Here is a 26,603-nt window from a genome sequence, read left to right as displayed (position 1 = left end):
CGGCTCCCACTCACGCACCGAGGCCTGGTGCGGGAGAGCCGTGCCCTGTCCGGACTTCCCGGCGGTGTCGTGCCGGTGCCGGCCCCACTCCTCCAGCTGGAGGGTGAGGGAATCAATGGAATCGTCCAGCTGGCCGCACCCGGAGGCCGACACGACGAGCAGCAGCGACACCAGCAGGACACTCGTCCCGCCGGGCCGCCCCACCGCCCTCGCTCTGTCGGCCACGCCGCTCATGCGCCTCGTCCGGTGCTACTCGATGACCAGCAAATCCGGACATGTGTTACCGCGACTGTCGGGAAGCGCAATTCTTCGGCCGGTGAAGCCCCCGGGCTTCGCACGTGCTAGCTACCGTCCGACGCAACCCGCTACATCCCTGGAGGACACGAGCATGGACATCAAGGCAGCGGTGGCATTCGAACCCGGCAAGCCCCTGCGCATCGAGACGGTGCACCTCGAAGGCCCCAAGGCCGGCGAGGTCCTCATCGAGCTGAAGGCCACCGGCATCTGCCACACGGACGCGTACACGCTCTCGGGCAAGGACCCGGAGGGCCTCTTCCCCAGCATCCTCGGCCACGAGGGCGCGGGCGTGGTGGTGGGCGTGGGGCCCGGCGTTACCTCGCTGAAGAAGGGTGACCACGTCATCCCGCTCTACACGCCCGAGTGCCGCCAGTGTAAGTCGTGCCTGTCGCAGAAGACGAACCTCTGTACCGCCATCCGCGCCACGCAGGGCAAGGGGCTCATGCCCGATGGCACCAGCCGCTTCCGGATCGGCAAGGACCCCGTCCACCACTACATGGGCACGTCCACCTTCGCGACCCACACGGTGCTCCCCGAGATCGCCGTGGCGAAGATTCGCGAGGACGCCCCCTTCGACAAGGTCTGCTACATCGGCTGCGGGGTGACCACGGGCATTGGCGCCGTCATCTACACCGCCAAGGTGGAGGCGGGCGCCCGAGTGGTCGTCTTCGGCCTGGGCGGCATCGGCCTCAACGTGGTGCAGGCCTGCCGCATGGTGGGCGCGGATCAGATCGTCGGCGTGGACCTCAACCCCGCCCGGCGCGAGATGGCCGAGAAGTTCGGCCTCACGCACTTCGTCAACCCGAAGGAGGTGGGCGCGGACCTGGTGCCCTACCTCGTCAACCTCACGGGCGGCGGCGCCGACTACAGCTTCGAGTGCATCGGCAACGTGACGACCATGCGGCAGGCGCTCGAGTGCTGCCACCGCGGCTGGGGCGAGAGCATCATCATCGGCGTGGCCGCGGCCGGACAGGAGATCAGCACCCGCCCCTTCCAGCTCGTCACCGGGCGCGTGTGGAAGGGCAGTGCCTTCGGCGGCGCCCGCGGCCGCACCGACGTGCCCCGCATCGTCGACTGGTACATGGACGGGAAGATCCAGATCGACCCGCTCATCACGCACACCCTCCCCCTGGAGCGCATCAACGAGGGCTTCGACCTGATGCACCGGGGCGAGTCCATCCGCGCCGTGGTGACCTACTGATGGACGCGGCCCTCCGGCTCGCCTCCGAGCACCGCTGCTTCGGAGGCACCGTCTCCTACTACCGCCATGACTCGGCGGTGTGCGGCGGCGAGATGCGCTTCTCCGTCTACGTGCCCCCGCAGGCCCAGGCGGGCAAGGTGCCCGTGCTCTACTTCCTCTCGGGCCTCACGTGCACCGAGGAGACCTTCCAGATCAAGGCCGGCGCGCACCGGCTCGCCGCCGAGCTGGGGCTGATGCTCGTGGTGCCCGACACCAGCCCGCGCGATACCGGCATTCCCAACGAGAACGCCGACTGGGAGGTGGGCACCGCCGCCGGCTTCTACGTGGACGCCACCCAGCAGCCCTGGGCCTCGCGCTTCCGCATGTTCAGCTACGTCATCGGTGAGCTGCCCGGCCTCATCGGGAAGCACTTCCCCGCCCGCATGGACCGCGAGGGCATCTTCGGCCACTCCATGGGAGGACATGGCGCCCTCGTATGCGCCCTGCGCCAGCCCGGCCGCTACCGCTCCGTCTCCGCCTTCGCCCCCATCTGCGCGCCCATGCGCGTGCCCTGGGGACAGAAGGCCTTCCGCACCTACTTCGGCGCCGACACCGAGGCCTGGAAGCAGTGGGACTCCACCGAGCTCATCCGCTCGGCGCGCACGCGTCTCCCGCCCCTGCTGGTGGACCAGGGCACGCGCGACAAGTTCCTCGTGGAGCAGCTCAAACCCGAGCTCCTCCGTGAGGCCTGCGACCAGGCGGGGCAGCCCCTGACGCTCCGTTCCCAGGATGGGTACGACCACGGCTACTACTTCGTCTCGACCTTCATGGCGGACCACCTCCGCCACCACGCCGCGGCCCTAACCGCCTGAAATCGTGAGGGCACGTGCCTCCTCGCCGGACGGGCTTCCGGCGAGGGGCTCGTGTGGCGGGAAGCCGTACGAGGAGGCCAGGAAGGTCCTGCTCCAGGGAGGGCTGACAGGGGAGCACGCCGGGAAGGGGGAAGGCATTCCGTTTGTCCGTGGGGACCCAAACGGAACGAAAGGACCGAGCTTGAAGCGATTGCTGAGACTTGCCCCCTTCGCGCTGCTGCTGCCCACCCTGGCGACCGCCTCCACGAATTGGAGGGGAGATTTCGAGACTGGCAACCTCTCGCAGTGGGACCGCGAGCAGAGTGTCTCCTCGAGCCGCCTGCAGGTGGTCAGCTCGCCGGTGCGAGAGGGCCGCTATGCGCTGAAGACGATCGTCCGCCAAGGCGATGATCCCATCAACGCGAGCGGCAACCGCAACGAGCTGCTCTACCTGGATCGCGAGGCGGCCGGCTCGGAGTTCTTCTACAAGTGGAGCACCCTCTTCCCGAGCAGCTTCCCGCGCTCGCCCAAGTGGCAGATCTTCACCCAGTGGCACCACGACGGCAGCGGTGGCTCGCCGCCGCTCGAGTTCTACGTGGTGGATGATCAGCTGCGCCTGCGCGTGGGCGGCAGCAGCGGGAAGATCGTCTGGACGGCCCCGCTCAAGCGCGAGCAGTGGAATGACTTCGTGCTGCACGTGAAGTGGTCGCCGGATCCGAAGACTGGCTTCGTCGAGCTGTACCACAACGGCAAGGTCGTGCTGCCCCTGATGAAGGTGGCCACGCAGTACTCGGGCCAGCTCAACTACCTCAAGATGGGCCTCTACCGCGACGAGTCCATCGCCCCCGAGGGCGTGGTCTTCCACGACGGCTTCGCCCAGGCCACGCGCCTGGAGGACGTGATGCCGGCCCCCGTCGTCGCCACCCCGGAGCCCACCCCGGCCCCGGCGCCCGTGCCGAACGAGGGCGCCTCCGGCGAGGGAGATCCTCCCACCGAGGAGGCCGGGCCGATCGCCCAGGTGCCCGGCTCGGACTCCGTCCCGGGCACGGGTGGCATCATCCCGGATGACGCGGCGCTCGCTGGCGCGGGGACGGCGCTGCCGCCCTCGAGCTGCGGTGCCTCCTCGACCGGTGGCATGCCGCTGCTCGTCGCCGCGGGGCTGGCCATGGCCACGCTGCTCAGCCGGCGCAAGAAGGCCGCGCCCGCTCAAGCCCGTCTATCACGGCGTCGCTAGGGACCCGGGTGGGGTGTCCGTGCCCCACCCGGAGCATCCAGGCTTCGCCCACCGCCATTGAAGCCCACGGGCGGGCGGATGAAGATCCGTCCGTCGGTGGGCAACCCCCCTGTCCGCCGGCAGCGCCGCGTCCCCCGCGCGGCGTCTCCCCCCCTTCGCGGTGCCGAGAGACATGAAGCCCCTGGCATTGGTGCGGCGCGAGCCCGGCTCGACCTTTGTGGACATTCTGCGGAGGAGGGCACAGGAGCAGCCCTCGCGCCGCGTCTTCACCCTCCTGGAAGATGGAGAGACGGAGACGCGGCAGCTGGACTTCGCGGAGCTGGACCGGCAGGCGCGGGCCATCGCCGCCACGCTCCAACGCTCGGCAGCGGCCGGGGAGCGCGCGCTGCTGCTCTACCCTTTCGGGGTGGACTACGCCGCCGCCTTCTTCGGGGCGCTGTACGCCGGAGTCGTGGCGGTGCCGGTGTACCCGCCGGACCCGACGCGCCTGCACCGCACGCTGCCGCGGCTGCGCGCCATCGCCCAGGACGCCCAGGCCACCCTGGTGCTCACCACCGGCGCCATCCGCGATCTGGTGGACGGGCTCACCAGCCACGCGCCGGAGCTGGCCTCGCTGCGCTGGGTGGCCACCGACGCGCTGGAGCCGAAGGGTGAGCAGGCGTGGCGGCCCCCGGAGGTGACGTCCAGCACGCTCGCCTTCATCCAGTACACCTCGGGCTCCACCGCCGTGCCCAAGGGCGTGCTGCTCACGCACGGCAACCTGCTGCACAACTCCGCCATCATCCAGCGGGCCTTCGGCAGCACCGAGGACTCGGTGGGCGTGAGCTGGCTGCCGATGTACCACGACATGGGGCTCATCGGCTGCGTGCTGCAACCGGTGTACGCGGGCTTTCCCATCGTGCTGCTGCCGCCCGAGTCCTTCCTGCAGAAGCCGGTGCGCTGGCTGCGGGCCATCTCCCGCTACCGCGGCACGCTGAGCGGCGGGCCCAACTTCGCCTTCGATCTGTGCGCGCGCAAGGTGACGCCGGAGCAGCGCGAGGGGCTGGACCTCAGCAGCTGGAGCTATGCCTTCAACGCCGCCGAGCCCGTGCGCGCGGACACCCTGGAGCGCTTCACCCGGGCGTTCGCCTCCAGCGGCCTGCGCTCGGATGTGCTGCGCCCCCTCTACGGCCTGGCCGAGGCCACGCTCATGGTGACGGGCGGCTTCCAGGGGACGCGCCGCGCGGTGCGCACGGTGGACGGCGCGGCGCTGGAGTCCTGGTGGGTCGTCGAGCTGCCCGAGGGGACGCCGGGCTCGCGGCGCATGGTGGGCCTGGGCCGCCCGTGGCTGGAGGGGCAGGTCGTCATCGTGGACCCCGTCACGCGCACGCGCTGCTCCTCGGACCGGGTGGGGGAGATCTGGGTGTCGGGCCCCAGCGTGGCCCAGGGCTACTGGAACCGCCCCGAGGAGACCGCTCACACCTTCCGCGCCTTGCGTGCCGACACCGGGGATGGCCCCTGGCTGCGCACGGGGGACCTGGGCTTCCTCCAGGACGGCGAGCTGTTCTTCGCCGGCCGCCTCAAGGATCTGATCATCATCCGGGGCCGCAACCACTACCCGCAGGACCTGGAGCGCACCGTCGAGGAGAGCCACCCCGCGCTGCGCCCCGGCTGCGGCGCCGCCTTCTCCATCGACTCCGGGCAGGAGGAGCGGCTCGTCGTCGTGCAGGAGGTCTATCGCGAGCGCGAGAGCGACAGCCTCGAGGACATCACGCACGCCGCCCGGCAATCGGTGGCCGCCGCGCACGGCATCCACCTGGACACGCTGGTGCTGGTGCGCCACGGCACCATGCCCAAGACGTCCAGCGGCAAGATTCAGCGCAACGCCTGCAAACAGGACTACCTCGCGGGCACGCTGGACGTGCTGCACACGGCCCGGCTCGCGCCCCCCCGCGCCGAGTCCACCGACGCGAGCCCCTCCGCCTTCCTGCGCGAGCAGCTCGCCCGCCTCATCGGCATCGCCCCCGAGGCGTTGGATCCACGGCGCACCCTGGCGGAGCTCGGGCTGGACTCGATGCGCCAGCTCGAATTGCAGCAGTTGCTGGAGAGCCGGTACGGGCTCACGCTGCGGATGGAGGAGCTGCTGGGCCATCCGCTCGGGCAGTTGCTGGAGGTGCTGGGCACGCGCAAGCCGCGCGCGGAGTCGGGCCCCTTCTCCATCGCCTGGGACGTGGCGCGCGATGCCCCCGCGCTCTGGCGCTACCTGCGCGAGGCCGAGCCCTGGGTGGCCGAGGAGCTGGAGCGGATGAAGCGGGACATTCCCGTGCCGCCCACCAATGGCACCTTCGACACCGAGGGCTTCTTCCGGCCCCAGGGCCACTTCCGTTCCTTCTACCGGCGCGGCCCTGGCGAAAGCGTGCTGGCCATCAAGGGCGCCGAGGTGCGGTGCGATGACCAGATCGGCTTCTTCCAGCTCCTCCAGCAGCGGCTCTTCGAGCGCTTCGCGAAGCACTCGGTGACGAACACGCTGGAGTACTTCCTCATCCAGGAGCGCAAGGTGCCCGGGGCCGTCACGCTGCCCGAGGCGCTCAACGAGGCGCAGCGCGCCGCCGAGCTGCAGGGCCGCTTCCTGGAGGAGTACCACGAGCCCGGCGGGCTGCCCTTGCCCCTGCTGGTGGTGCGCTGGTCCGAGGAGGTGGTGGCGCGCTTCCGCTCGCGGCTGTTGCCGCTGCTGTCCGGCTTCACGCTTACCATCGCCCAGAACGAGCTGCGCGACGGGCTCGCCTGCTACGTGTACTGGTTCCCCAAGGCGCCCTTCCCGCGCGTGAGCCACTTCGCCGGCACGCTCGCCCAGGAGAGCCAGCGCACCGGCTCGGGCGGCTTCTCCAACACGCGCCTCGTCTACGCCACCCTCAAGCACAACCTGGACCCCGAGGCCGTCGTCGACTCCTGGGTGCGGCTCGCCGCGCGCCTGCTGCTGCTCGGCTACTTCCCCAGCGACATCCAGCACTTCAAGAACGGGCAGTGCATCGAGCCGCAGAACGTGCTCCTCAACGGCACCTTCGCGGACCTGGACTCCGTCATCCCCATGCGCCAGCTCGGGAGCGACAGGGAGTTCTACGCCAGCTTCCTCGCCATGCTGAACCTGCTGGCGCACACCGTCCGCGTCTTCCTCACCGCCGAGAGCAACGGCACCACCACGCTCCCCAGCCCCTTCCCCCACCAGTTCCAGCGCCCCGACTTCCTGGAGATGCTCTCCGTCCTCCACATCTGGGAGCGCCTCAAGGTGCACCTGCGCGAGCAGCGCCACGGACTGCGCGGCACGTTGGACCCGCGGCTGGAGGAGCTCGTCTCCTCCAACCTGTCCTTCCCGGTGCTCTTCGAAAAGGTGCTGTTCTCGCTCTACTACGCCGGGCCCACCCTGCCCGAGAGCGCCGTGCACCTGCTGGCCGTCGCGGATGTCTACAACGACGTGGGAGGTGCCGAGGAGCGCCGGCCCGCGCGCAAGGTGGAGTACAGCGCGAAGCTCTCCGTGGACTCGGCCGCGCTCGCCACCCTGCCCCGCGCCTTCCTGGAGCAGCTGCGGCTCACGCCCCGCGAGTTCATCCGCGACTGCCTCCACGGCGAGGCCTCGCTCGTCAGCGTGTACGAGACGTTCCTCGGCCGCATCGGGCTCATCGTGCTGCCGCTGGAGGACGCCGCCCTCTACGTGGACAAGCAGCGCACCGTGGACGCCGTGGTGCGGGGACTCGAGGAGGCCGCGCGGCTGGGCGCCGACACCGTGTCCCTCACGGGCCTGGTGCCCTCGGCCACCGACTACGGGCGCGCCCTCCAGGAGGCCACCACCGGCCGCTCCGGGCTGCCCCGCTTCACTACCGGCCACGCCACCACCGCCGCCTGCTTCGTGATGATGGTGGAGCAGGTGCTGCGCGCCGGGGGCCGCAGGCTGGAGGACGAGCACGTGGCGCTCCTCGGCGCCGGCTCCATCGGCACCGCCATCCTCCGCCTGCTGCTGCGCACGCTGCCCCACCCGCGCGTCCTCCAGCTGTGCGACATCCCCGCCAAGCGCGAGCACCTGCTGCGCCTCACCGAGGAGCTGGTGTCGGAGCTGGGCTTCCGGGGCAAGATGGAGGTGACGTGCATCTCCGGCAGCACCGTGCCCGACGAGGTGTACGCGGCCTCCTTCCTCCTCAGCGCCACCAGCGCCGCCAACCTCGTCGACGTGGACAGGCTGCGCCCCGGCACGCTCGTGGTGGATGACTCGGCGCCCCACTGCTTCGACCCGCGCCGCGCCATCCGCCGCTTCCAGGAGCGCCGCGACGTCCTCTTCACCGAGGCCGGCGCCATCCGCAGCCACCGGCCCGTCGGCGAAATCCGGGAGATCACCTTCGCCACCGGCTGGGACCACAAAATCCGCGCCGCGCTCAAGCTGCTGCACCCGCTCGACGACACGCTCATGGGGTGCGTCTTCTCCAGCATCCTCAGCTCACGCTTCGAGGACGCGCCGTGTCTGGTGGGGACCCCGACGCCGCGGGACCTCGACCTGCACTACCGCAAGCTGCGCGAGCTGCGCTTCGAGGCCGCCCGGCTCTACATCGAGGATTACGTCCTGGATGAGGACTTGGTGGCCATGTTCCGCTCCCGCTTCGGCGCGGGACAACGGTAACCCGGTCATCCCGTCCCTCTCCCGAAGGGAGAGGGGTGCTTGGCGGGGGGGCTTGCGGAGTGATCCGTGGGAACGTTGGCCGGAGGGTTCGGGGGGGAGTGGCGTCCGGCGCGCGGGGAGGCTCGGGCCCGGGCCTCGGCCAGCAGCTCCGCGAGGGCCTCCTGCCCCATCGGCGTCGCCGCCATCACCCGCTCCTGCACGCGGAAGAGGAGCGTGGCCACCTCCAGCATCAGCGGACGCAGATGCCTGCTCAACAGCAGCGAGCTGGCCCCCACACCGCATCCCAGCAGGAACGAGGAAAAATCGAGCTTCACGGAAGACACCTCCGGAGTGGCTCCCCCAACCTCCACCCGAGACCCTGACCCCTTCTAGGTGGAGCCGCTCGCTCTCTGGCGCAAGGTGTCACGCCCCCGCCCTCTCATCCCTGCGGACGGGGCGGCCCTCCCTCGTCCCCTTGCACCCGGGAAGGCTCGTGCCTAGGCGCTCACCTCCCCAGCCACAAGCCCGTGCGCTCACGGTAGCCTCCGGGCCCGGTCATTGACTTGGAGCAACTCATGTTCGCGAGCCTGCTGGTGCTGCTGCTCACACAACTGCCCTCCCCTCCCAGCGAGGCACCGGAGTGCCTGTGCGAGGATGTGTTGGTCCGTGAGGCCCTGAAGCTCGCGGAGAAGGCCACGGCGCCTACCGGGGTGGTGGAGCAGGCCATCCGCAAGGGAGATGATGCAGCACAGGCTGCGGCCGCGGCCTGTTCCGAGCCCACCGAGTGCACGGGGCAGCTGCACCACGTCATCTCCCGGCCCATCGCCGAGGCGCTAGAGGACCACAAGACGCTCAAGGGCCAGTACAAGCCACGCGACGAGCGCTTCGTCACCCGGGCCGTGGATAAAAAAGCCCACTGCGGCTACCAGCGGTGGCACCGGGACTTGGACGCGGAGGTCATCCAATGGCTCAAGGACAACCGTGAAGCGACCGCGAAGCAGTTCGAAGCCTACCTCCGGCTCATCTACAACCGGCCCGACATGCTGGCGAGGTTCCCCCATGGCTTCTGAGCCGGCGGCCTCTCCGCGCTTCTTCGTCCTGAAGAAGGGCGAGATCGGATCCCGTCATGATGTCGACGTCGGCAAGAGCGAGCCCGTCAATCGTGGAGACGCGGCCCTCTGCCCGCGGTGCGGTGGCGCAATAGGAATGCTGCAGTGGTTGCCCCCCTACCGCGTCGAGCTGGTACTGCACGGAGAGGAGCTCGGGGACTTCATGGAGACCTCGGGGGATGACCTGCTCGTTTCCGAGCGGTTCGCCCGGGCCTTCCGGGAGGAAGGCCTGACGGGGCTGGAGGGCTTCCACCCGGTGGAGGTGGTCCGGGTGCGCCGCAAGCGACGGGGTCCCAAACCGGTCCACGTGCCCCACTACCTGGCCGTCACGCCCTGCTTCAGCCACGCAGCCGTGGACATGGCGCGCAGCCGCATCGTCTACGCCGACGACCCTCCCACGTGCGAGGAATGCCGCGAGGCGACCAAGAACGCCATCTACGGCTACACCCTGGAGCCCGGTACCTGGCGGGGAGAGGACATCTTCCGTCCCCGAGGGCTGTATGGACGCCTGACCGTCTCCGAGCGCTTCGCCCGTTTCGTCGAGCGCCACGGGTTCACCCACATGAAGCTGACGCCCACCGAGCAGCTCGTGTGGGATCCCATAGGGCTCGGGCCGCCGGTCACGAAGCAGGGCTGAAGGACGGTGCCCCTTCATCCACATGCACCCGGTAGAACTCGCGCCTGGGTGCCGATGAACCCACGCATTCCAGGACAGCCCGCGACGCTCTCCCTGGCTCCAGGGGGAGCGGACACCGCGTCCGTGCTCCGCTCGGAGTGAAGCCACCCCACCGGGTTGGCTCTCCCAGCCCCCCGGAGTTGCCGATTTCCGCCCGGAAGCGCGGCCGCAGCGGGGAAAATCGGCCGGGTTGCGGTAGATTGGGGACGTGCCGCGTTGTGTGACATGCGGGCAGCGTTGGGAGGGGACCCACGCCCACTGTCCCCGAGGAGCCACCCCGACCAACGCCCCCTCGGCGGGGCGTGGCCGGACGCTGGCGCCTGCCCTCGTCATCGCCGGCTACCGGCTGGAGGAGGAGGTGGCGCGCGGCGGCTTCGGCACCCTCTACTCCGCCTGGCGCGAGCACGACGGCCTGCACGTGGCCATCAAGGTGGCCCACCCCGAGGTGCCCTTCGCCCGCGCCCAGCTCGCCCGTGAGACCGAGGTGCTGCGCGTCATCGGCCCACCCACCGTCCCCGCCGTGCACGGCACCGGCACCCTCCCCAACGGGGCCCCGTACCTCGTCATGCAGTTCATCGCGCGGCCCACCCTCGCGCAGCGCATGGCCCAGGTGTCCGGCCCCATGCCGCTCGCCGAGTTCACCTCGCGCGCACGGGCCCTGCTGGACGCGCTCGCGGTGGTGCATGGCCACGGCTACCTCCACGGAGACCTGAAGCCCGAGAACGTCTTCCTCGACGACGACACGCGCTCCGCCGGCTTCTTCGACTTCGGCCTCGCGCGCTCGGTGGCCACGCCCCCCCTCACCTCCGCCGACGAGCCCACGCCCCCCATCGGCGACTCCTTCGCGGGCACCGTCGAGTACATGTCCCCGGAGCAGTGCTCGGGCCAGTCGGGCCTGGACATCCGCTCGGACATCTACTCGCTGGGCATCCTCTTCTACGAGATGCTCACCGGCCGGCCGCCCTTCTTCGGCACCCCGTCCGACGTCATCCACGCCCACCTGGCGCGCCGGCCCCTGCGCCCCGCGGAGCTGGTGCCCGTGCCCGCCGCGATCGAGCAGGTGGTGCTGCGCTGCCTCACCAAGGAGCGCGAGCGCCGCTATGACACCGTGGACGTGCTGCGGCTCGCGCTCCAGGAGGCGCTGGCCAGCACCGACAAGCCTCCCGCGCTGACCCCCACGCGTGCGCTGCTGGAGAAGGCCGCGCCCACGCCGCCCGCGCCCGTGCGGCGCTCGGTGGCGGTGCTCTTCTTCCGCTCGGGCGCCAACCCCGTCACCGTGCAGAAGGCGCTCGCCAGCTTCGGCGGGCAGATGGCCTCCCACGAGGGCACCCGCTTCGCCGGCGTCTTCGATCCGGACGCGGGGGAGAACCCCGTGCAACGCGCCCGGCAGGCCGCCGAGGGCCTCGCCGCGCAGAACCTCGCGCCCGCCGCGCTGGTGGACGTGGCCACCGTCACGGTGCAGCGCCGCCCCGGCGGCCCCGCGCGCTACCTCGGCCCCATCTTCGCGCGCAAGGACCGCTACCCCACCGACGACGACCCCTCCACCCTGCTGCTGACGGGCGCGGCGGCCGAGGCCCTTCCGGACCTGCCGTGCGAGCCGGTGACGGGCCGCGACGGCGTCTACCGGCGTGCATCGGCGAGCCTCGGCCGCGAGGACGTCACCATCCTCCAGCACGGCAGCGGGGTGCTGGTGGGCCGCGGCAGCGAGCTGGCCGAGCTGATGGAGGGCGCGGGCATGGCGCTGGTGGAAGGCGCGCCCACGCTCGTCACCGTGCTGGGGGATCGGGGCCACGGCAAGACGCACCTGAGCGCCGCGCTCGCCCAGCAGCTCCAGGTGGGCCTGCCCAATGCGCGGGTGGTCACCTGGCGCGCCCGCGAGCCGGTGCAGGGAGACCCGGAGGGCACCCTGCGCATGCTGCTGCGTGGCGCCCTCTACGACTTCCGCGGCGACGCCGAGCTGACGGGCTCCGACCACGAGGGCCGCGCCACCTGCTTCGAGCTGCTGGGGCCCCAGCTGGCCACCGAGCTGTGGCCCGGCGTGGCCTCCACCCTCGGGTGGCTGGCTCCGGGCGCCGCCGGGCTGCAGAACTGGGCCGCGGCCCCTGGCGCGCTCCGCTCTCTCGCCATGCGCGCCGCCGGTGAGCTGCTGGCCGCGCGCGCCCGCCGCCGGCCCCTGTGCGTGCTGCTCGACGACGCCCAGTACGCCGAGGAGACGGCCCTGGACGCGCTGGAGTACGCCGCGCTCGCCGAGTCCCGCCTGCCCCTCTGGGTGTGCGTGCTGGCGCGCCCCGGCTTCGAGCGCCTGCGCCCCTCCTGGGGTACGCGCGCCGCGCGCCGCCTCGTGCTGCCGCTCGGCCCCCTCTCGCCGCCCAGCGCCGTGGAGCTGTGCCGCACCCTCCTGCGCCCCGCGGAGAACATCCCCACCGCCGCGCTCGAGTACCTCGCCGAGCGCGCCCAGCGCGTCCCCCTCTTCCTGGTGGAGCTGGTGCGGGGTCTCAAGCGCCAGGGGCTGGTGCGCCAGCGTGCCCACGGCGGCAGCTGGTACCTGGCCACGGACGAGCTGGACCGGATGCCGGAGCTGCGGCTGGTGGACTGGCTGGCGGACCGCGAGCTGGGCGCGCTGCCGGTGGAGCTGGCGGCGCACGCGCGGCTGTGCGCGCTGCTCGGCCCGGACTTCACCGCCGCCGAGGCCGAGGGCGTGGTGCACGAGCTGGAGGAGGACGGCGGCGCAGCGGACTTCCCCCTGGACCCGCGCCACGCCACGCGCCGGCTGTTGGACCTCGGCCTGCTGGTGAGCCACCGCCAGGAAGGCCTCAGCTTCCGCAACGAGCTGCTGCGCGCCACGGTGGAGCGCTCGCTGCCCGAGGCGGACCGGGCGCGCATCCACCGCGCCGCGTTCCGCTACTACCAGAGCCGGGCGGGCGCCGCCGAGCGCCAGCGCCTGCCCCGCCTGGCCCTGCACGCCGCCGCCGCCGGCCTGCGCGACGAGGCCGCCGCCCTCTACATCGACCTGGCCGAGTCCGCCCGCGGCCGGCACGCGTACATCGAGGCCGAGTCCACCTATACGCGCGCGCTCGACTTGCTGGAGACCGAGGACCGGCGCCGCCGCCTCACCGTGCTGCGGGGGCGGGGCCTCATGCGCTACCGCGTGGGGCGCTACGAGGACTCGCTGGCGGACTTCGCCGCGGCGCGCGAGCTGGCCCGGCAGCTGGAGGCGATGTCCGACGAGGTGGACCTGCTGCTGGACGAGGCCATGGCCTACGACTGGATCAACGACTACGCGCGCTCCGAGGAGCGGGTGTACGCGGCCCAGGAGATGGTCTTCGCCGGGAAGCTGCAATCACCGCTCTTGCAGGTGCGGCTGCTGCTGGGCCTGGGGCGCGCGCAGTTCCGCAACGGCCAGTGGGAGGAGTGCTGCGAGCCCTTGCAGGAGGCGGCCGAGCGGGCCCGGAAGCTGGGGGATGCCGGCTACGAGTCGCTGGTGGTGGCGCAGCTGCTGCTCGGGGTCATCCTCCCCAACATCGGCCACATCGACGAGGCGGAGCGCATCTTCGAGGAGGTCATCGCCGAGTGCAGCGAGCGCGGGGATCGGCTGCACCTGGGCAGCGCCATCAACAACCGGCGCAACCTCTGGGTGGCGCGCAACGACTTCCAGGGGGCGATGCTGGACCAGGAGCGCTTCCTGCACCTGGGGCGCGAGCTGGGCATGGTGGGCTGGGAGTACTTCGCCGAGCACAACATGGGCGAGCTGCTCTACCAGGCGGGGGACGCGGAGGCGGCGGCGCCGCACATCGCCCGCGCCATCGAGCTGGAGCGCCACCACCCGGAGATGGCCCCGAGGCCGTGGGCGCTGCTGCTGCAGGCCCGGGCGCTGGCCTACACCGGGCAGAACGAGAAGACGCGGGCGCTGCTGAAGGAGATCCGCCAGACGTTGAAGCAGAGCGGCGCGGAGTTCAGCCCCTCGGAGGAGGTCATCTTCAACGCGGTGGAGCTCGTCACGCGCGACGCCACGCCCGAGGAGTGGGAGGCGCTGCTGGCGCGCTCCAACGAATACTCGGTGGAGCAGGAGCCGCTGGAGGTGTTGGAGCTGAGGGCGCTGGCGTGGCTGAGGCGGGGCGAGCGGGCGGCGGCGGTGCGCTGCCTGGAGGAAGCGCTGCGCCGGGCCGAGAAGATTCCCAACGTCATGGGAGGCCGGCTCAAGCGCAGCCTCCAGAGCGCGCACGTCACCCCGGCGGCGTGAGGGCCGGCAAGGCCCCTACCCCGGAGCCGACATCAGGCCGAAGGCCACCAGCGCCGAGATGATGACGCTCAGGAGGGACTCGCCGACGATGGCACCCGCGCCCGCGGACTGCACCGTCTGCGTGGCGGAGGGGCGGAAGCGGCCCACCGCGGCGGCCAGCAGGGACCCCAGGCACAGCGTCACCGCGAAGGCGGCCGGCACGACGAAGCCCATGCCCATGGCCGCGGCCGAGGGCAGCCACCGCGCCAGCCGCCCCTTCGCGCCCGCCGACAGCAGCACGCCCACGGCGAAGGCCAGGCCGGTGGCCAGCGTGGACGACTCCGGCATTCCCTTCAGCCCCTGCGCGGTGAGCGTCGCCACGGCCTTGAACTGGTGCGCGGTGGGCATGGGCAGCAGCGGGGACTCGAGCCCGTGCGTGGACAGCAGCAGGTGATAGGTGGGGATGGCCACGGCGGCGCCCAGCAGCAGGCCCGGGAGCTGGACGAGCAGCTGGCGCGAGGCGCTGGACCCCAGCAGGCGCCCGGCCTGGAGCGACCACAGGCTGACGCTGGTATGCGACGCGGCACCCGACACCACCCCGCCGGCCGCGACGTTGAGGCCGGGCTGCCCCGGCACCGTCATGCCGAAGCCCACCTGCGCGAGCTGTCCCAGGGGGCTCATCGGCGCGATGTCCGTCTGGCCCGTCGCCCGGGCGCACACCGCGCTTAGCGGGAAGGTCAGCAGCAGCGCCAGCAGGAAGTACAGCGGGCTGAGCTGGAAGGCGAACCACGCCATTACCCCGGTGAGCAGGATGGCGGGGAGCACCATCCTCGCCACCCACCGGCCGGCCGTGGACTCCCAGCCCTCGCCGTCCTTGCCCAGCCCGCGCAGGTCCTGCATCACCGAGGGCAGGGCGCGCACTTGCGACAGGAGCGACGTGGCCGCCGCCCCCACCATCAACCCCACGCCGGGCCACAGCAGCCACCCGGAGAGGGCCGGGTACCCGGCCTCCGTCACCACCCCGGTGCGCACCAGCCAGGGCGCCAGCCCGCCCCACGCGAGCACCGAGCCCAGCAGGATGCTCAGCCCCGCCTGGGGACCCACCAGCACGCCGATGCCCAGCAGCATCGGACTCCAGCCAATGCCCAGCGTCAGGCTGTCCGCGCCCAGCCCGCCCACCTTCAGCGTCCCGGGCAGCAGCGACATCTGCGGCACCAGGCCCCGCGCGTCCCTCAAGAAGGTGAGCCCCATGGAGGCCAGCCCACTCGCCCAGAGGCCCCGGACGCGCGCCGCGTAGGCCGAGCCGGTGGAGTGCAGCGTGGAGATGAGCTCCGCGGTGGCGGCACCGGTGGGAAAGGGCAGCGCCTCCTCCTCGAGCAGGCGGCGCCGCAACGAGAAGGCGAACAGCACCCCGAGCGTCCCCAGCCCCACGCCCCACAGCGCCACCGCCCAGCCGGGAGGCTGTGTCCCCAGCATGGCGAGCGCGGGCACCGCGCCCAGCAGCCCCGCGCTGGCGGGCATGGCGCCCACGGACACGGCCGTCGTCTGGGAGAGGTTCGTCTCCAGCGGCGAGGGCGGCGCGCTCCGCCGGGACAGCGCCGTCAGGCCCCCGAAGGCCAGCAGCGAGGACAGCACGCACCCCGACTCCCAGAAGCCCGTCTTCAGCCCCGTGTACACGTTGGTGACGGCCACCACCGCGCCGATGAGCCCTCCGGCCACCAGGGCGCGCGGCGTCAACTCGGGCACGGCGGGAGCCGGCGCGGACACCGGGTGGAGCGAGGGAGCCCCGGACTCTTCCGGGACGGGCACGGGGGTGGGGGCGGGGGCGGCCGTCGCACGCCCTGACTGGCGCTCACTCATCTCGCACCTCCCTGGAGCACCGCCACCGGCGAGGCCGCCGGCGCCGCGGCCGGAGCGGGTGACTGGGCCGAGCGGCTCACCAGCGCCCGGAGCTGGCGCAGATCCAACGGCTTGCTGAGCTTCGGGTTGGACACTTCCTGCAGGAAGCTCAGCGCGCGCGGGGTGAAGGCACCACCCGTCATGAAAACGACTCGCTGGGCCTGGTCCGGCGTGGCGCGGTTGAGCTCGGCGTACAGGTCCATGCCCGTCATCCCCGGCATCATCACGTCACAGAGGATGAGGTCGAAGCGGTTGCCCTGGTCCAACAGCTTGAGCGCGGCCCGCGCGCCATTGACGGTGGCCACCTCATGGTCCGGCGACAGCGAGCGCTGGAGCGCCCGCGTCACGTAGGGCTCGTCGTCCACCACCAGGATGCGCGCCCGGCCCGCGGTGGGCACCGGTGCCGGCTCCACCCGCACCTCCGCCGGTGTACCGGCCACGCCCAGGCTCACGCGGAAGGTGCTCCCCTTGCCCGGCTGGCTCTCCACAGCGATGCGCCCGCCCATGGAGTCGATGATGCCGTGGCAGATGGACAGCCCCAGCCCCGTGCCCTCGCCCACCGGCTTGGTGGTGAAGAACGGATCGAAGATGCGCGCCTGCACCTCCGGCGACATGCCCACGCCCGTGTCGCGCACCTCCACCACCACCTCGCCCGCGCCCGTCTCCCGGATGACGACGCGAATCTCGTGGTCCTTCGCATCCCCCTCGGGAATGGCGTGAGCCGCGTTGAGCAGCAGGTTGAGGAACACCTGGCACAGCCGCGACTCGTTGCCCTGCACCGAGGGCACCGGCTCGAACTGCGTCACCAGCCGCGCGCGGTGCTTGATGACGTTGTCCGCCATCTTGCACGCCAGCTCCACCGCCTTGCTCACCTCCACCGGTCCCAGCCGGTCCTCCTGCTGGCCCCGGGCGAACGTCTTCAAGTCACGCACGATGGAGGCGATGCGCTCGGCGCCCTCCACCGTCTCGCGGATGACCTGGTGCAGCGGCTCCACCGCCTCCGACACCGGCGAGCTCCTCAGCCGATCCATCCCCTCGGAGATGAGGTGCAGGTTGACGAGCATGTACGCCAGCGGGTTGTTGATTTCATGCGCCACGCCCGCGCCCAGCGTGCCCACCGAGGCCAGCCGGTCCGCCATCTGCAGCCGCGACTGGAGCAGGCGGCGCTCGGTGGTGTCGCGATGGACCATGATGTGCGCGATGGTCCGGCCCTCCGCGTCCCGCAGCGGCGCCACCACGGACTCGCAGTAGCTCTGCGTGCCGTCGGCCCGCTTGAAGTCCATCTCCCCCGTCCACCGGCCGTCGCGCTCCAGCGCCACCAGCACCTCGCCCGTGCGCTTGTCCTCCGCGCCCGGGTGCAGCAGCGAGAAGAGCGTCTGCCCGAGCGCCTCGGCCTTGCCCCGGCCGAACATCTTCTCCGCGCTCGCGTTCCAGTCGATGATCCGCCCGGCCCGGTCCGTGACGACCACGCCCTCGCACAGACTCTCGAAGATGAGGGCCTGGCGGCGCAGCTCCTGCTCGGCCACCTTGCGCTCGGTGATGTCCATCACCGTGCCGGTGATGCGCACCGGAGTGCCCGTCTCGTCGCACAGCACATCACCCTTGCAGGACAGCCACCGGCCGCGCGCGCCCGCAAGCTCGATGCGGTACTCCACATCCAGGTGGGCCCGCTGGGCGAGCGCCGTGGCCAGCGACTCGCGCACGCGCGGCAGATCTCCCGGGTGCACCACCTCGGACAGGTCCGTGGGGCGCCCCGACAGCGAGCCCACCGGCAGGCTCAGCAGCCGGTCCACCTGCTCGCTCCACGTCACCGCGCCGGTGACGGCGTTCCAATCCCAGATGCCCACGCGCGCCGCACTCAGCGCCTGGCGCAGCTGCTCCTCGCCCTGCTCCACCAGCTCGCGCATGGAGAAGCGCAGCACCGTCACGGTGCCGATCTGCACCCGGTCCCCCTCGTGCAGCTCGGCGGACGCGACGCGCACGCCATTGAGGTAGGTGCCGTTGGTCGAGCCCAGATCCGACAGGTGGAAATTGCCCTCGGCCGAGCGGCTGATGCGCGCGTGCCTGCGCGACACGCCATGATCGTTGATCTGAAAGCCCGCGTCCGCTCCCCGTCCGAGCACGTGCTCCGCGGACTCGATGCGGAACACCTTTCCGATCGCCGCCGGCGTCGTCGTGCTGGTGAGGATGAGGCACGCGCTCTCCGAAGACTGGAGCGGCTTCGCGGGCCCTCCGCACATCGTGAGATCGTCCACCATCTTCATGGCCATGCTCTTCCCGGGGGCAGGAGTTCGTCAGCCGCGGAAGTATCCAGCAGAGTCGGGGGCCGGAGCACCTGACCCTCCCGGTGTCCCGTGGGCCCCTCCATTCACCACTGGACAGATCGCCCCATGAGGGTAGCCGAAGTGCCGGGCGCTCGACAGAGGCCCCCCCCTCGGAACAGGGCCTCCGGCGGCGGTGGTAAACTTGAAGCAATGGCGGACACGGACAGCACTTTTCACATCCTCCCCCGCACCGAGCGGACGCCGCCCCGAGAGCATCCCGCCCGCGTGCAGCTCGCGCCCGGGGCCCTCGCTGGCGAGTACATGCTCAAGGCCGTCCTCGCCTCGGGGGGCCATGGCGCGGTGTACGAAGCTGAACATCGGATCCTCGGCCGGCGCGCCGCGGTGAAGGTGCTGCACCCGCACCTGACGGACCAGGGAGAGATGTTGCAGCGCTTCGTGCGCGAGGCGCGGGTCGTCAATCAGATCCGCCACCCGCACATCGTGGACGTCTACGACTTCGGCATGCTGCAGGACGGCAGCCCGTACTACGTGATGGAGCTGCTGCCGGGGCGCACGCTCAGCCAGCTGTTGCAGGAGCGCGGGCGGCTGACGCCGGAGCGGGCGCTGGCGTACCTGGAGCCGGTGTGCGCGGCGCTGGAGGCGGCGCACCAGGCGGGCGTGGTGCACCGGGATTTGAAGGCGAGCAACGTGGCGGTGGTGTCCGAGGGCGAGCCGCCGGTGGTGAAGCTGCTGGACTTCGGCATCGCCAAGTTCATCCACCCGGAGCCGGGGCAGGAGGGGCTGACGGTGGCGGGCCAGCGGCTGGGCACCTCCCAGGCCATGGCGCCCGAGCAGTTCCGCAGCGGCAACATCGGGCCCACCACGGACATCTACGCGCTGGGCGTGCTGCTCTACCAGATGCTCACCGGCCACTACCCCTTCCAGTCCGAGGACCGGTTGGAGGTGGAGCGGATGCACCTGGAGGCGCCGGCGCCGCGGCCGAGCACGGAAGTGCCCGTGCCGCCCGCGGTGGACGCGGTGGTGCTGCGCTGCCTGGAGAAGGAAGCGGAGCGGCGCTACCAGGACGTGGCCTCCTTCCGCGCCGCGCTGCGCGAAGCGGTGGCTCCGGCGGGCGCCGAGCGGACGGCGGCCCCGGGCAGGAGCGTGCGCGCCTTCGCCCTGCACGCCGAGGTGGAGCTCGAGGAGGGCGCCGAGGACGACGCCGCGTACGCCGCCGTCTCCGAGGTGCTCGACGGCCTGGAGCAGGAGTTGCGCGCGGCGGGCTTCGTGCTCGCCGTGCAGACGGGCATGGCGCTGCTGGGTGTGCGTCCCCTGGACGAGACGCCGCGCGTGGACGCCCGGGAGTTGTTGGAGAAGGCGCGGGAGCTGCACCAGCGCGCCCAGAAGCTCGCGGCTGGCACGCGCGTGAGCGTCCACGCCTGCGTCCACGTGGGCCAGGTGGATGCGCGGCGCGGCCCCGAGGGCCTCGACATCACCGGGGGTCCCCTGGCGGACATCGCCGGCTGGGTGGTGCGCGACGCGAGCGGTTTCGGCGTCACCCCCTCGGCCGCGCGCGCCTGCTCCCTGCCGCTGGCGGGCTGAGCCCCCCACTCCCTTCCATTTCCCGCCAATCCCAGACGACGTGAGGCCTTTGGCGCCTCGCGTCGTCTTCGCACGTCCACGCACGGCTCGTGAAAGCCCTTTCACTGGCTGACTTCGCGCGTGGATTGGTTGCCCGATACCGACATTTCAGGTGTCTCAATCTTGACCGATTAGACGGTTTTGACCGGGGTATCCTTTTTTTCATCGATAGCAGTACTCACACTGATGGCGTGGAGTTCAGCTTGTCGGGTGGGATTCCGAGGGGCTCCACGAGGGGGAGTGCAGCGCAGAACGACATATCCCGCGTCATCCGTTCCCAGGGGGTGGACCATGCTGTTGAAGACCTTCGAGTCTCGGCGCAGTGGTTGGGAGTTCCTGGCAGTGCTGCTGGCCTGCGCCGTGGGGTGCGGCCCGGCGGAGGGGCTGCCGGACGAAACGGGCGGGCAGGAGGAGTGGGGGAGCACGGCCCAGAAGATCATCGTGGGCAACGGGCTGAGCCTCAATGGCTTGAGCCTCAATGGCTTGAGTCTCAATGGCTTGAGTCTCAATGGCTTGAGTCTCAATGGCTTGTCGACGAGCAGCTTCGACAGCTGGTTCCAGGCCGACACGACCGTGCGCAACGAGGTGATGAAGTACGTGGTGGCGTGCGCGGTGCCGTCGGGCGAGACGCGCTCGTACACGAGCGGGGGCACCACCTATACGTGGAATGGCGTGCTGGGGCTCGCGCCGGGCTGGGCCAGCGGCTCGGCGGCCACCACGGCGGAGCTGCAGGTGGTGTCGGCATGCATGGCGGCGCACGCCAACAAGTTCGGCATCCACGTCACCATCTCGCTGCTGGGGCTCAACGGGGCCGGCAACACCATCACCTATACGACGCAGGAGCTGACGGACTACAGCGTCAAGGAGGCGTGCTTCTTCGGCAACCTCTTCGACGGGAGCACGGGCGTCTTCGGCGGCAATGACGGCTTGTCCCTGACGAGCAGCCAGAGCAGCCCGCGCGTGTGTGGCCTCGCCGGCTCGCCCAATGCCTCTCAGTGCACGCCCATGACGTACGTGGGCAGCTGCTCCACCTACTGCACCCGCGACGCGACCAACACCTTCTACACCTCGTGCACCTACAACGGTGTCACCTACCGGCCCGTCACCACGCGCATGCAGCCCTCGGACTTCTACAGCTGCGGCGACGGCGTGTGCCAGGCCACGGAGAGCTGCGGCACGGGCACCACCACCAAGAGCTGCGCCGCCGACTGCGGCTCCTGCTGAGGCCGCCGCGTCACGGCTCCACGCGCCTCAGGCGGAACACGTCCACGTCGACGCCCTCCGAGAAGAGCGCCATCGGCGCCCCGGCGGGGCGGGCAATGCCGGCGGCCGCCAGGAGCGACTCGTCCAGGCCCTCCACGTCCGCGCCGCGCACCTGGTAGGGCGCGTGGTGCACCTGGCCGCGATAGAGCGAGCCCTTGGCGGTGGAGTAGAGGAAGTAGCGCTCCACGAGGAAGTGCTGGAGCGTGCCCGGCATGGAGGGCGCGGCCGGGCCCCGGGGCGTGCAGCGCACGGCGCAGGTGGCGGGCGTGGGCCCAGGCCACAGGCGCTCGGAGCGGTAGGCGATCGCCTCCCCTTCCCTTCCGCCTTCCCCTCCCGTGGTGAGCTCCATGCGCGCGTACTGGTAGGGCAGCTTGAACCAGGCCCGCGCCAGCCGCACCGCGATGGCGTTGGCCGCCTCCAGGCTGAAGAACCAGACGCCCGGATCCTTCCCCTGGAAGTGCACGTAGGTGCGCACGTTCGTCTCGTGGAAGTCCGACAGGAAGCCCACCGCGGGCAGGCCCCGGGGACGCACGCCCTGCATGGTGAAGGGCACTAGGCCCACCCAGGCCTTGCCGTCGAAGGTGTCCAACGTCAGCCCCGGCGGCAGCAGCGGCGCCATCACCTCCGGCGGCAGCGCCCAGTGCAGGAAGAGCAGGTGGCGCCAGCGCTGGTACATGACGGGCCGCTCGTCCGGCCGGCGCGTGGGACTGAGGCGATCGATCTCGGGCACGGGCGCATTCATAACTCCGGAGCCTTCCCGGGTGGGGCACCACATCCACCCACCTTGTCACCAGGACAAGGCGGCGCCGGGGGTGGAAACACACCCGTCCAATCAGTCAGACTGTTCTCCCCCCAACTTTCAGTGTCCCCCCACTGAAGAATTGAAGGAGAGCTGGATGCAGGCAGGACTGGAGAGCCTTGGTATCGCGGTGCCGCCCACGTACGTGGAGCTGGCGGAGCTGGCCAAGGCGCGTGGCGTGGCGCCGGGCAAGTACGTGGACGGCCTGGGCGTGACGCGGATGGCCGTGCCGCAGGTGGAAGAGGACACGGTGACGCTGGCGGCGCGCGCGGCGCGGATGGCCATGGAGGCGGCCGGCTGCACCACGGAGGACGTGGGCATGCTGGTGGTGGGCACCGAGACGGCGGTGGACCACTCCAAGCCGGTGTCCTCGTACGTGCAGGGCCTGCTGGGACTCTCCACGCGCTGCCGCGTCTTCGAGACGAAGCACGCCTGCTACGGCGGCACCGCGGCGCTGCTGCTGGCCATGGACTGGGTGCGCTCGGGCAGCGCCAAGGGGAAGAAGGCGCTCATCATCTGCTCGGACATCGCGCGCTACGGCGTGGGCACGCCGGGTGAGCCCACGCAGGGCGCGGGCGCGGTGGCGCTGCTGGTGTCCGACAAGCCCAAGCTGCTGGCCTTCGAAACCGGGAAGACGGGCGCGTACGCCAAGGACGTGATGGACTTCTGGCGTCCGCTCTACTCCAAGGACGCGGTGGTGGACGGGCACTACTCGGTGCAGTGCTACCTGGACGCGCTGGAGGGGGCGTACAAGGCCTACCAGGAGGCGGCGGGGGACGCGGGCGGCGAGGGCATGTACAGCGACCGCTTCGCCGCGCTCGTGTACCACGTGCCGTACGGGAAGATGTCGCGCAAGGCGCACCGGCACGTGCGCACGCTGGACGGGGACAAGGACGTGGACGCGAGCTTCGACCGGCTGGTGGGCCCGAGCCTCGTGCTGCCCTCGCAGGTGGGCAACATCTACACGGGCTCCATGTACCTGGCGCTGGCGAGCCTCCTGTCGTGCTCGCGCGAGGACCTCACGGGCAAGCGGGTGGGCCTGTTCTCGTACGGCAGCGGCTCGTGCGCGGAGTTCTTCAGCGCGGTGGTGCAGCCCGAGGCGCAGGCGCGCGTGAAGGCGCTGGGCCTGGAGAACCTGCTGGAGAAGCGGCGCGCGCTGAGCATCCCCGAGTACGAGGCCATCATGGCCGCGCGCGAGAAGCTGGACGACAAGCCCGCCGAGGAGACGCCCGGCGAGGGCTTCCGCTACCAGGGCACGCGCGACCACAAGCGCATCTACGCGCGCTGAGCGCTCCCGGGCACGAGGCGGCTACGGAATGACGTAGTACGCCTCCTGCCGGGGCACGAAGAAGCGCCAGCCCTCGGGGGTGAGGTAGGCGGGGTCCTCCTGCATCGCGTACACCTCCTCGCCGTCCCACTCGGGCACCGGGGTGCGCGTGTTGAGCTCGATGGCGATGTACGAGCCCTCGCGCAGCTTCCGGGGCTCGTCCTTGCGGCTGGCCGAGCGGAAGTCGATGGAGGCCCCCAACGCGTGCCCCTGGTTGCCCAGCGGGTGCGAGTACACCTGGGCCTGAATGTCCTTCTCCTTCATCGCGGCCATCACCGCCTCGTACACCTCGCCGGACGGGCGCCCCGGACGCGACTCCCGCACCAGCGCGTCCTGCAGCGCGTGGGTGTTCGCCAGCGCCCGCTTCAGGCCCTCGGGCACGTCCTTCTCGCCCTCGCGCAGCACGTAGGCCATCTTCTGCCAGTCGCTGTGCAGGCCCAGGTAGCTGATGCCGAAGTCCACGTGCAGCAGGTCTCCCCGCTGGATGACCACGTCCTCCTTCGCCACCGCGAGGAAGCCCCGCGACGAGCCGGCGCCCTGCCCCTTGCGCTGCACGCGCAGGTCCGGCTGGAACCAGGTGCCCACGCCCCAGCGCCCCAGCTCGTCATACAGCCAGCGGCGCACGTCCCCCACCGTCGTGACGCCCGGCTTCACCACCTCCGGCGAGAAGGCCCGCTTCACCATCCGCTCCGTGAGCACCACCAGCGTGCGGTAGTGCTCCAGCTCCTCGGGGATGCGCGTGTCCAGGTACTCCTCGATGAGCGGCGCCGCGCTGACGAAGCGCGCCTCCGCCTCGGGGCCCAGCGCCTCGACGAGGTAGGTGTAGGAGTCCCGCGTCAGGCTGCGCGTCACCCCGCGCCTGCCGCCGATCCCCACCGCGATGGCGGACGGCCGGTACCGCGCGTACAGCTCCCCCAGCACCTGCTTGTAGACGCGCGTCTGCTCCGGCACCTCGAAGAAGCGGGTGAGGTTCTCCTCCTCATAGGCCGGCAGGGCGTACTTCTTCAGCCCCTGCTCGCCCGCGTCGAGGAAGACGAAGACGTCCCGGTTGCCCGCGTAGGGCCGCGGCGGCGCCACGTACGGGGTGAGCGGATCGTCGTGGAACTCCTCGTTGACGATGATCCACATGCCCACGCCGTGCTGGCGCATCATCGGCAGGAGCATCCCGTGGCGCTTCAGGAGCCAGGCCTCGCGCACGGCGAGCTGCTCGGACCAGGGCAGCAGCCGGGGAGCCTCCGCGCCTGGAGGCACGGGACGGGCCGTGGCACAGGCCACGTTCAGGGCAAGCAGGCAGGTGAGAGCACGGCGGTGCAGCGTCATCGAGCGACTCCGGAACGAGGAGCGCCCAGGTTACCCCTGTGACGGCGGTGGCGCGCGGCTTGCTCAACTCCTCCGTGGCCCGACGAGCGGCGCAACTCTTGCGCTCGGAATGGCCGGGGGGAGGCTGCCCATGAAGGATCTGCGCGAGATGCGAGGAATCACCCTGCCCATCCACCGGGTGTCCACCGGGCTGGGCGAGGGCGAGGAGGCCGTGCGCTGGACGGTGAAGTGTCCGGCCACCCAACATGTGGTGGACCTGGGGACGTGCGAAAGCTGCCCACACCTGGAGCGCATCCAGGAGGAGGCGACCGGGCCCGAGAGCCTCCAGTGCCATCCCGAGGCCCCCCGGCCGTCCCCACCTCCGGGCGAGGCGTACGCACCGCTGCTACCGCCGCTGCTGGAGCACACGCGCGTGGACGAGCTGATGACCCAGGACGTCTACTGCGTCAGCGAGGAGATGCGCGCGGAGGAGCTGGCGGAGCTGTTCGCCACGCGCAAGGTGAGTGGCGTGCCCGTGTTGGACGAGGACGAGCGCCTGGTGGGCGTGGTGAGCCGGGCGGACCTGCTCCGCGCCTCGGATGAGGAGGAGGAGGACACGCCGAGGCTGCACCCCGAGCGCGCCGGTGCGGTGGCCTCGGAGTTGATGAACCCGTCACCCGTGGTGGTGCGGGAGGGGACGACAGTGCCCCAGGCGGCCGCGGTGATGGCCGCCGCGCGCGTGCACCGGGTGCTGGTGGTGTCCGCCGAGGGCACGGTGGTGGGAGTCCTCAGCGCCATGGATGTCGTCCGCTGGGTGGCGCGCAAGGCGTGCTACGCGGTGTGAAGCACCGGGCAACGGCATGCCTGCTCCCTGGGAGCACGGGCCAGGGGGCATTGCGGGTGACGGTGCGAGCGGTTACACCCGCGGGGTGAGCGACGTGAAAGACCCTCGCGTGCAGGAGGCGCTGCGGCAGGCGTGCGAGGAGCTCGGGCTGCCCCTCACCTACCGCGCCTGCGTCCATCCGCTCCTGCGCGACCCTGAGGGCGAGTGGCCCCAGTGCTGCGGCGGAGGCTGCTACCCGTGCGCGCAGACGCTCGTCGACGTCGCGGTGCGCACGCTGCAACTGCTCGGGACGCCGCGCACCTCACCCGTGTAGCTGCCGCGAGAGTTCCTCCAGGGCCGCGCGTCCGCCGCGGAACACCGGCCAACCATCCCCCACCAGCACGGCGTCGATGCGCGGCCATCGCGCCACCAGCTCGCGCACCGAGGCGCGGGCCTTCGCGGCGTCCTTCAGCTTCGCTTCCGGCAGGAGGTTGAGCCGGCCTCCCACGTGGCCGCGAATGAGGTCTCCCGTCACCAGCGTCGTGTCCTCGAGGAGCAGGGCCAGCTCGCCGGGCGTCTTGGAGCCGTGCAGCTCCAGTGCCCTCAGCCCGGGGACGAGCTCGTCATCCGTGGCGAGCCACCGGTCGCACCTGAGCGGAAAGGTGTCCGCCTCGGCACGGGGGCCGGCCACCTTCGCGCCGAAGGTGGAGACCAGCTCGCGGGTGTTGCGGACATGCTCCGAGTTGGTCACCACCACCCAGGCCACTCCGCCGAGCGCGCGCAGGTGCGCGGCATCGTGCGTGGACTGCGGGAGCGGGTCGATGACCACGTTGCCCTCGGGGCGCACCCACAGGACGCTGTGGAAATCCAGGTTGCGCGCCTCGTCGAAGACGGACCAGCCGTAGAGCTCTTTGCGGTGCAGGGCTTTCATGACGCCTGAGACTATCCTCACCTCCGCGCGGCCTATCCGGCGATTCGCGGGGCACGTGGAAGCGGCCGAAGACGGCGGCGAACAGCTCGGCCACACCCGGCGTGGCGGAGCCCACCTGCGCGCTCTGTGCTCGATTCATCATGGCCTGGACTGCCTTTTCGACTCGG

At 71.2% G+C, this 26,603-nt stretch carries 18 protein-coding genes; 12 read left to right on the top strand and 6 right to left on the bottom strand.

Annotated elements, in window-relative coordinates:
* Positions 1–388 precede the first annotated feature (388 nt).
* The 4 genes from NR798_RS06710 to NR798_RS06695 all read left to right on the top strand — a co-directional run bounded on the left by NR798_RS06710 (position 389) and on the right by NR798_RS06695 (position 8,207).
* The gene (locus NR798_RS06710; RefSeq protein ID WP_375770588.1) at positions 389–1,498 is read left to right on the top strand and encodes an S-(hydroxymethyl)glutathione dehydrogenase/class III alcohol dehydrogenase; all 1,110 of its coding nucleotides are present in this window, start codon (positions 389–391) and stop codon (positions 1,496–1,498) included.
* Positions 1,498–2,349, top strand: coding sequence for an S-formylglutathione hydrolase (gene fghA / locus NR798_RS06705; protein WP_375770587.1), 852 nt, complete (start codon positions 1,498–1,500; stop codon positions 2,347–2,349). Before NR798_RS06710 ends, fghA begins: the two co-directional genes overlap by 1 nt.
* A gap of 181 nt (positions 2,350–2,530) precedes the next feature.
* On the top strand, positions 2,531–3,562 hold the full coding sequence (locus NR798_RS06700) for a heparin lyase I family protein (protein WP_375770586.1): 1,032 nt from the start codon (positions 2,531–2,533) through the stop codon (positions 3,560–3,562).
* Positions 3,563–3,734: 172 nt separating this feature from the next.
* Positions 3,735–8,207 carry an AMP-binding protein gene (locus NR798_RS06695; RefSeq protein WP_375770585.1) on the top strand — a complete coding sequence of 1,491 codons (4,473 nt, stop codon included), beginning with the start codon at positions 3,735–3,737 and terminating at the stop codon, positions 8,205–8,207.
* Between the two features lie 5 nt (positions 8,208–8,212).
* Here the strand turns inward: NR798_RS06695 and NR798_RS06690 are convergent, their stop codons facing one another.
* Positions 8,213–8,521 carry a hypothetical protein gene (locus NR798_RS06690; protein ID WP_375770584.1) on the bottom strand — a complete coding sequence of 103 codons (309 nt, stop codon included), beginning with the start codon at positions 8,519–8,521 and terminating at the stop codon, positions 8,213–8,215.
* Positions 8,522–8,761: 240 nt separating this feature from the next.
* Here NR798_RS06690 and NR798_RS06685 point away from each other — a divergent pair, with 240 nt between their 5' ends.
* The 3 genes from NR798_RS06685 to NR798_RS06675 all read left to right on the top strand — a co-directional run bounded on the left by NR798_RS06685 (position 8,762) and on the right by NR798_RS06675 (position 14,211).
* Entirely contained in the window at positions 8,762–9,256 is a 495-nt protein-coding gene (locus NR798_RS06685) for a Wall-associated protein precursor (protein WP_375770583.1), read from the top strand.
* Entirely contained in the window at positions 9,246–9,932 is a 687-nt protein-coding gene (locus NR798_RS06680; RefSeq protein ID WP_375770582.1) for a hypothetical protein, read from the top strand. Before NR798_RS06685 ends, NR798_RS06680 begins: the two co-directional genes overlap by 11 nt.
* Positions 9,933–10,179: 247 nt before the next feature.
* The gene (locus NR798_RS06675; protein ID WP_375770581.1) at positions 10,180–14,211 is read left to right on the top strand and encodes a protein kinase; all 4,032 of its coding nucleotides are present in this window, start codon (positions 10,180–10,182) and stop codon (positions 14,209–14,211) included.
* 15 nt (positions 14,212–14,226) lie between these two features.
* Here the strand turns inward: NR798_RS06675 and NR798_RS06670 are convergent, their stop codons facing one another.
* A complete protein-coding gene (locus NR798_RS06670) occupies positions 14,227–16,050 on the bottom strand; it encodes an OPT/YSL family transporter (protein ID WP_375770580.1) in 1,824 nt (607 codons plus the stop codon).
* Positions 16,047–18,359 carry an ATP-binding protein gene (locus tag NR798_RS06665; protein ID WP_375770579.1) on the bottom strand — a complete coding sequence of 771 codons (2,313 nt, stop codon included), beginning with the start codon at positions 18,357–18,359 and terminating at the stop codon, positions 16,047–16,049. The genes NR798_RS06670 and NR798_RS06665 overlap by 4 nt, the downstream gene beginning before the upstream one ends.
* 204 nt (positions 18,360–18,563) lie before the next feature.
* Here NR798_RS06665 and NR798_RS06660 point away from each other — a divergent pair, with 204 nt between their 5' ends.
* Together NR798_RS06660 and NR798_RS06655 are read left to right on the top strand one after the other, a co-directional pair.
* Entirely contained in the window at positions 18,564–19,955 is a 1,392-nt protein-coding gene (locus NR798_RS06660) for a protein kinase (RefSeq protein WP_375770578.1), read from the top strand.
* Positions 19,956–20,285: 330 nt separating this feature from the next.
* Positions 20,286–21,218, top strand: a complete 933-nt coding sequence (locus NR798_RS06655; RefSeq protein ID WP_375770577.1) for a hypothetical protein — start codon at positions 20,286–20,288, stop codon at positions 21,216–21,218.
* 10 nt (positions 21,219–21,228) lie between these two features.
* Here NR798_RS06655 and NR798_RS06650 read toward each other — a convergent pair whose 3' ends face one another.
* Entirely contained in the window at positions 21,229–21,987 is a 759-nt protein-coding gene (locus NR798_RS06650) for a YqjF family protein (RefSeq protein ID WP_375770576.1), read from the bottom strand.
* A 166-nt stretch (positions 21,988–22,153) separates the two neighbouring features.
* Here NR798_RS06650 and NR798_RS06645 point away from each other — a divergent pair, with 166 nt between their 5' ends.
* Positions 22,154–23,344 (top strand): hydroxymethylglutaryl-CoA synthase, encoded by a 1,191-nt coding sequence (locus NR798_RS06645; RefSeq protein ID WP_375770575.1) that lies wholly within the window; start codon positions 22,154–22,156, stop codon positions 23,342–23,344.
* Positions 23,345–23,365: 21 nt separating this feature from the next.
* Here the strand turns inward: NR798_RS06645 and NR798_RS06640 are convergent, their stop codons facing one another.
* Complete coding sequence (locus NR798_RS06640; RefSeq protein WP_375770574.1) at positions 23,366–24,703, bottom strand: M24 family metallopeptidase; 1,338 nt, start codon at positions 24,701–24,703, stop codon at positions 23,366–23,368.
* Between the two features lie 130 nt (positions 24,704–24,833).
* On the opposite strand from NR798_RS06640, the gene NR798_RS06635 reads away from it, so the two are divergent.
* Entirely contained in the window at positions 24,834–25,526 is a 693-nt protein-coding gene (locus tag NR798_RS06635; RefSeq protein WP_375770573.1) for an HPP family protein, read from the top strand.
* Positions 25,527–25,611: 85 nt separating this feature from the next.
* The gene (locus NR798_RS06630) at positions 25,612–25,839 is read left to right on the top strand and encodes a hypothetical protein (protein WP_375770572.1); all 228 of its coding nucleotides are present in this window, start codon (positions 25,612–25,614) and stop codon (positions 25,837–25,839) included.
* On the opposite strand, the gene NR798_RS06625 is transcribed toward NR798_RS06630, so the two are convergent.
* Positions 25,828–26,436: an MBL fold metallo-hydrolase gene (locus NR798_RS06625; protein WP_375770571.1), complete on the bottom strand. Its 609-nt coding sequence runs from the start codon at positions 26,434–26,436 to the stop codon at positions 25,828–25,830. The genes NR798_RS06630 and NR798_RS06625 overlap by 12 nt on opposite strands.
* Positions 26,437–26,603 lie beyond the last annotated feature (167 nt).

It is taken from the genome of Archangium gephyra, from assembly GCF_042230915.1.
GTDB classification, from domain to species: domain Bacteria; phylum Myxococcota; class Myxococcia; order Myxococcales; family Myxococcaceae; genus Archangium; species Archangium gephyra_B.
The sequence above is the reverse complement of the archived record's forward strand: the minus strand, read 5'-3'. Positions and strand labels throughout refer to the sequence as shown.